Consider the following 7,179-nt stretch of genomic DNA (forward strand, 5'->3'; position numbering starts at 1 on the left):
ATGAAATCATTATTATCAAATTATATTACTTCTGTTACGTCAGGTTGGCAAGATTTTCTTTCTGACATAAAAACACTTTCTTCAGGTGATTACTTTCCTGCAGAAATTGAAGGTGTTTCACTTACATCAGCTTCATTTTTAACGGCTCATTTTGTTGACTGTGTACGAACACGTATTTTGTCTTCACTTCAATACAATACGACAGGCCGATATTCACAGAATCAGCAGAAAGAAGGTACAGCAGGAATTAATTCTTCATCTCTGGACTTTGTCGTTGTTGTTCCGACTGAAAAAGAGGCTTTAGACTTACGTCAGGATTTTGAAACAGCTTTTTCTGATTCCGTCGAAATCTATGTGCTTCCGTGGTGGGGGCTTGTTCCTTACCGCTCCTGTGCAGTAGGCTCCAGCGTCTTTGGTCAGCGTTCCGGAGTTTTGGCGCGTCTTGCCTATCAGGCACGAAGTCTTTCAGCAAGCACAAAACCCCACATTTTTATAGTAACTCAGCGCTCTCTCCAGACTCCGCTTCCTTCTCCTGAATATGTACGTTCACTTGTTTTTAATCTTTACAAAGGAAGTACGATAGATCCTGCGGAACTGGCTGAAAAACTTGCTTTATTGGGCTATATCCGTGTTCCGAAAGTCGGAGTTCCCGGTGAATTTACTTTACGTGGTGAAGTTTTGGATATTTTTACTCCTGGAGAAGAAAATCCGAGCCGAATTCTTTTTGATTTTGATGAAATATCTTCAATTAAGTCGTTTGATGTTGAAAGCCAGTCCACAAAAGAGCTGTGTGAAAATCTTCTGATTTACCCGATGAAGGAAGTAATCTGGAATGACGAGCTTGTCGGACGGCTTGAAAATGTGTTCGATAAATTCGGAAGTAAATCAACCTTTGATGAAAAAGTTGACACGGAGAATACGGATTCTGATGTTGTGTTACTGGCTTTGACGGACGAGGCTGGAAAGGCGAAGAAAAAGCTTCTTGAAGAACTTCGTGCAGGACGTGAATCTGAAGGCGAGGAACTTTTTTACGGATGCCTCTGGGAAAAAAAATACACTGTTTTTGACTATATTTCTTCATCTACAACTGTAATTTTTTATGATTATGACCGCCTGAACAATATGCAGGAAAATTTTGACCGTGAGTATGCCGGAATGTACCGCATTGCCCGCCAGAAAATGCCGGTTCTGCCTCCAAGTGAAATGTTTATACCGTTTGAAAAAGTTTCTGTTATGCATGAAAACCGCATTTCTTTCCGAACGCTTCACACCGAAACTGACGAAGAAGAAAATGCAAATGAAGACGTCAATTTTTTCAAGATTGAGTGTGAGCCTCCAAAGAGCTTTTTCGGAAATATCAATTATCTTAAAGAGCAGCTTGAAGATTTACAGAGCGAGGGCTGGAAGATATTCGTTTTTGCAGATAACGAAAACCAGTCTCTTCGAATCAAAGAAATCTTAAAAAATTATATTAATAAGCCTGCAGATGGTGAATATTTAGAGCGCCTCAACAAAAATGCAAAAAAAGGCATACCATACTATCCGCTCACAGTTTATCCAAAGGCAATTACTGCCGGATTCGGAATTTCTGAGACAAAAACGCTCGTAATTCAGGAAAATGAAATTTTCGGAAGGCGAAAACATGTCCCAAAATCAATAAAAACCGCGAAATCTCAGGCAATTGACACATTCGTTGAGCTTAACGAGGGGGATTTTGTAGTCCATGTAAATTATGGAATCGGAATTTTCCGGGGAATCCAGCGCGTAAAGGCGATGGGAAACGAGCGGGACTACATCAAACTTGAATATTCGGAGGAAGAATTCGCTTTCGTTCCGATTGAGCAGGTAAACCTTGTTCAGCGTTACATCGGAAACGAAGGTGACAATCCACGCCTTGACAGAATCGGCTCAAAATCCTGGGAAAACCGCAAGAATAAGGCAAAAAAAGCCGTCGAAGACCTTGCAGAAAAACTCATCGCTTTGTACAGTCGCCGGAAAGCGAGCCGTGGTTATCCTTTCCCGAAAGACGGCGAGTGGCAGACTGCTTTTGAAGCCGCTTTCCCTTACGAAGACACGCCCGACCAGTTCAATGTTTCAAAAGAAATCAAGGCTGACATGGAAAAGCCTGTTCCTATGGACAGGCTTGTGTGCGGCGATGTAGGTTACGGAAAGACTGAAATTGCAATGCGTGCGGCATTCAAAGCAGTAATGGGCGGAAAGCAGGTTGCATTCCTTGCACCTACCACAATCTTAGCCGAGCAGCATTATGAGACTTGCGTGGAGCGTTTTGCAAACTTCCCGGTTACGATTGCACAGCTTTCGCGCTTTGTAACGCCTGCCGAACAGAAAAAAATTATCGCAAAAGTCGCCACCGGTGAAATTGATATCCTTGTCGGAACCCACCGAATCATCCAGAAAGATGTCATTTTCAAAGATTTGGGCCTAATGATTATCGATGAAGAGCAGCGTTTTGGAGTCAAAGACAAGGAAAAACTCAAGACAATGAAGGCAAATATCGACTGTCTTGCCATGAGCGCAACTCCGATTCCACGAACGCTTCATATGAGCCTTTTAAAAATCCGCGATATGTCGCTTTTGACAACACCTCCGCAAACCCGCAAGCCGATTGAAACCATTGTCGATGCTTACACCGAAGAACGTGTTGCAAAAGCAATCCGACAGGAAGTAGAGCGGGGCGGTCAGGTCTTCTATCTTCATAACCGTGTCGAAAGTCTTGATGAAGTGCGCCGGAAACTTCAGCAGATTGTCCCTGAAATGATGATAGATGTTGCACATGGTCAGATGAGTGCCGAAGAACTTGACGACATTTTCCGAAGGTTTAAGATGGGCGGCTTTCACATCCTTATTGCCACCACGATTATCGAAAATGGAATCGATATTCCGAATGTAAATACGATTATCATTGACCGTGCAGATATGTATGGTGTAAGTCAGCTTTATCAGCTTCGGGGCCGGGTCGGTCGGAGTGACAGAAAGGCGTACGCATATCTTTTGTACCCTGAAAACAAAGTTCTTTCAGAAGTTGCAATGAAGAGACTTCAGGTCATTTCTGATTTTACTGAACTTGGTTCAGGCTTTAAAATTGCGATGAAAGATATGGAAATCCGTGGTGCTGGAAATCTCCTTGGAAAAGATCAGAGTGGTGAAGTTTATGCGGTCGGTTTTGATTTGTATGTGAAACTTCTCAACGAAGCTGTCGAACGGCTTATGAACAGCGAGAATTACGAAGCTCAGAATGAAGTTTTGATGGAACTTGAATATTCAGGCTTCATTCCCGACACTTACATTCCGAACTTGCAGACTAAAATGGAAGTCTACAAAAAAATTGCGGGCGTTCAGTCAAAAGACGAGCTTGAAAGCATGTATCTTGAGCTTGAAGACCGCTTCGGACCTATTCCAGATGAAGTCTACAGCCTTTTGAGCCTTGCGGAGGTGCGTGTAATTGCCAAAAAACTCTTTATTTCTTCTTTGAAAGAAAAACAGGGGCTGATTACGATTGAATTTGGTAAGGTAAGTGACATTAAAATTGACAGGGTTTTAAAACTGATAAAAGAAAGTGCCGGAAAGGTCCGGCTTGACCCGACAAAGCCGAATGTTATCATCCTTGAAGCCGGAAAAATCGGCCTCAAGGAAAAAAGTGAATTTATCCGCGAAAAACTGGAAGCGCTTGTTTAGAATTTAAGGCCGTATTTTGCCAGAATTTTATCTAACTCGCCGGATTTTACTAAATCACGGATAACTTCATTTACGACTTTTGTAACAGTTGTGTTGTCCTTTTTGATAGCAACTGCATACATCATTTCATCATAATGTTCTGGAAGAATAGTAACAGAATCATCAAGGTAGCCGTGAAGAATTGAAGCATCAATACAGAATGCATCGATTTCGTTATGATCGAGAGCATCTTTTAAAGTCTGATTGGACGGATAATTTACACAGTTCAGTAAAACTCCTTCCTTAATTGCTGCATTCTTAATGCTTGCTGTTGTCATAGACCCCTGAGTTACACCGATTTTTTTGTTTTCGAGGTTTTTAAAAGAAGTGATTCCTGAGGATTTTTTTACCATGATGCCTACAGAATCAGTGTAATAAATATCGCTAAAGTCATAAAGCTGTTTGCGTTCTTCAGTAACTGTAAAAGTTGCAATAACTAAATCAACTCTGTCCTGATTTAAGAAAGGTCCGCGGTTTTTGGCATTTACAGGTAAAAAGGTAACTTTATCTTCAGAACCAAATATTTTTTTTGCTATAGCTTTCGCAATATCAATTTCTAATCCTTCATATTTTTTTGATTCAGGATTCATAAAACCAAAGCCAGGAACATCATCTTTTACACCAACTGTGAGAGTGCCTGCCCGTTTTATTTTGTCAAGACCTGTCTGTTTTGCAAAGGTTGTTCCTATTGCAGTCATCATAATCAATGCAGAAAAGAATACTTTTAGAAAAGATTTCATTTTTTTTTGCAGTCTCCTTTATTAGATAATATTAAAAATAATTTTAATATAATATTTGAAAATTATCAAATTTTTTTTGATTTTGTGTCGTAAAACACTAATTCGTAAGCGATTTTGTGTCGTAAAACAGGCAGTACTTTTATTTTTATAAAAAAATCTGCTATACTTGCATTATGTCCGAAAATAAAAAATTAAACGAAGATAAATACATCCGTCCGACCTGGGACGAATATTTTATGGAAGTTGCACGCACTGTTGCTAAGCGTGCTACCTGTGACAGAGGCAGAAGCGGCTGTGTAATTGCACGTGAAAATCAGATTTTAGTGACAGGCTATGTAGGAAGTCCTGCGGGGCTTCCTCATTGTGACGAAGCAGGGCACTTAATGAAAAAAATGCTTCACACTGACGGCACAATTACCCAGCACTGTGTGCGTACTGTTCATGCAGAGCAGAACGCAATCTGTCAGGCTGCAAAACGCGGAATTTCAATCGATGGTGGAACAGTCTACTGTAAAATGACGCCATGCCGCACATGCGCCATGCTGATTATAAACTGCGGAATTAAGCGGGTAGTCTGCGAAAAACACTATCATGATGAATCCGACAGCCTTGAAATGTTCAAGGAAGTAGGAATCAAGATAGAACATCTTGAAGATGAAGTTCAGAAATACAGTGACATGTAGCGAATTCCTCACAGAGCTAAAGAGCACACAGAGAGCATAAATTTTAAAATAATAAACCACAGATTACACTGATTTCACAGATTAAAAGTTATTTTATAAGAAAGCCGCTTGTAACAAGCGCTTTTTTTACCCAAATACATAATCTGTGTCTATCTGTGTCAAATTTTACAGATTTTCCAAAAGCCAGTTCTTGAACTCGCCGTAGTCGTTGTTCATTGGAATTGATTTGTCTTCGAGTTTGAGAACCTTTTCGAGTCTGTCTGGAATTGAAGGAGAAACGCCTGTCGCACTCTGTACGGTTGAGCCGAATTTTGCAGGATGAGCGGTTTCAAGGATAATTCCGACTGCTTCTTTGTTGATGACCTTATCTGCCCAAGAAGGCAAGTTCGGTGTAAGGCCTGGCTTTGTAATGTCGTTTTTAGTTCCGTTTTTGAGTGCTTCCATTGCTCCGCCTCGGATGTCACTCCATGCTTTCCAGCCGACAGCTCCGTGCGGGTCAATCGTGTAGCCTGTTTTGTCGTAGCAGTTTTTGATTGAACCGATGATTCCGTCGTTATCAAGCCAGTACGAAGCAAAGAGACTGCGCACTTCTTCAAGTGAGTACATTGCGGCAATTCTTTCGTAGTTACTAGGAGCTCCTACGTCCATTGCATTTGCATAAGTTTCAACAGAAGGTCGGGCATTGTAGTCGCCTGTTGCAATCCAGTCAGGAATTGTGCGGTTTGAGTTTGTCGCTGCAACAAAACCTGTGATTGGAGCACCCATTTCACGTGCAATAAGACCTGAAGTGAGGTTTCCGAAGTTTCCGCTTGGAACAACACAGATGATTGCAGGATTTTCGATTTTATTGTCGCCCCAGCTGCGTGCTCTTACACAAAGTGAAGAATACATGTAGTAGAAACTCTGTGGCAAAAGGCGAGAGATATTGATTGAGTTTGCTGAAGAAAGCCGGAGCTTTGCACGCAGTTCATTATCTGTAAATGCTGTCTTTACGAGTTTCTGACAGTCATCGAAAGTGCCTTTTACTTTGAGTGCACGTACATTTCCGTCAAATGTTGAAAGCTGTTTTTCCTGAAGTTTACTGACTTTTCCTTCCGGATACAGAATTGTAACATCAAGCCCCGGAACATTGTGGAATGCAGAACCTACAGCACTTCCTGTGTCGCCTGAAGTTGCAACAAGGATGTGGAGCGGTGTTGATTCGCTTCGGTTAAAATAAGACATTACACGTGCCATAAAGCGTGCACCGAAATCTTTAAATGCACAGGTAGGTCCGTGGAAAAGTTCAAGAACATAAGATACCTTATCTACAGGAACAACTGGAGCTGTGAACGGGTAGGCGTCTGCAATGATAGCCTTGAGGTCTGCTTCAGGAATTTCTTCTCCGACAAATGGTTTTGCCATTTCAAAAGCAATGTCGCGGAAAGAAGGCTCAGGGGTTTTATTTATAAAAGATGAAGCCAGTTTTGGAAATTCAACGGGAATGAATAATCCGCCGGTTTTTTCGTTCATACCGCTCATAACGGCATTTTTGAAAGTAGTTTGTACGTTTTTATCACGTGTGTCTGTGTAAATCATTTTTTTATATCTCCAGTTATTATATTCCGTATTTAATTTCAGTGGCGATTTGTTCTGCGAGAGATTTTCTGGCATTTGCGAGTGCGTTCCAGTCGTTTTTATCAGTTACTGTAATGGATTTTTCTGTTTGGAAAGTAATCATGCCTGTTTTAGAATCCATTGATTTTACAGTGCCGGTAAGAGTGTAAGTGAATCCGGCGTCTGATTTTTCGTAAGAAGAGATTTTTACAGTGCCAAAGATAATAAATGACTGCGCAATTGATTTTGAACGTGAAAAAATCTTTTCATTGCTGTTCTGAATAACAGCGTCAATTACATTTTGTGGTGCATTACCAATTTTTACAAAACCAAGCTTCATTAAAGTCATTAAGAGATTTGAGGATGAAATAGGATTTGAAGTAATTGCTTTTTCATTCTGATTAAAATCAACAAGAGCTATGATA

At 40.8% G+C, this 7,179-nt stretch carries 5 protein-coding genes; 2 read left to right on the forward strand and 3 right to left on the reverse strand.

Annotation, left to right across the window (positions count from 1 at the left end; genetic code table 11):
• Positions 1-3,696: transcription-repair coupling factor (mfd, locus tag ACKI5B_RS10910; RefSeq protein WP_407428663.1), on the forward strand; the 3,696-nt coding region annotated here is incomplete at its 5' end.
• Here mfd and ACKI5B_RS10915 read toward each other — a convergent pair.
• Complete coding sequence (locus ACKI5B_RS10915) at positions 3,693-4,475, reverse strand: transporter substrate-binding domain-containing protein (RefSeq protein WP_407428665.1); 783 nt, start codon at positions 4,473-4,475, stop codon at positions 3,693-3,695. The genes mfd and ACKI5B_RS10915 overlap by 4 nt on opposite strands.
• A 173-nt stretch (positions 4,476-4,648) precedes the next feature.
• Between ACKI5B_RS10915 and ACKI5B_RS10920 the strand changes: the two genes are divergently transcribed.
• Positions 4,649-5,158: a deoxycytidylate deaminase gene (locus ACKI5B_RS10920; protein WP_407428667.1), complete on the forward strand. Its 510-nt coding sequence runs from the start codon at positions 4,649-4,651 to the stop codon at positions 5,156-5,158.
• Between the two features lie 165 nt (positions 5,159-5,323).
• On the opposite strand, the gene thrC is transcribed toward ACKI5B_RS10920, so the two are convergent.
• Both thrC and ACKI5B_RS10930 read right to left on the reverse strand, forming a co-directional pair.
• A complete protein-coding gene (gene thrC, locus ACKI5B_RS10925) occupies positions 5,324-6,736 on the reverse strand; it encodes a threonine synthase (protein ID WP_407428669.1) in 1,413 nt (470 codons plus the stop codon).
• Between the two features lie 19 nt (positions 6,737-6,755).
• Positions 6,756-7,179, reverse strand: a 424-nt coding sequence (locus ACKI5B_RS10930) for a hypothetical protein (RefSeq protein ID WP_407428671.1), incomplete at its 5' end; no start/stop codon positions are given.

Origin of the sequence: Treponema sp. (assembly GCF_045657965.1) — a bacterium.
Taxonomy (GTDB): domain Bacteria; phylum Spirochaetota; class Spirochaetia; order Treponematales; family Treponemataceae; genus Treponema_D.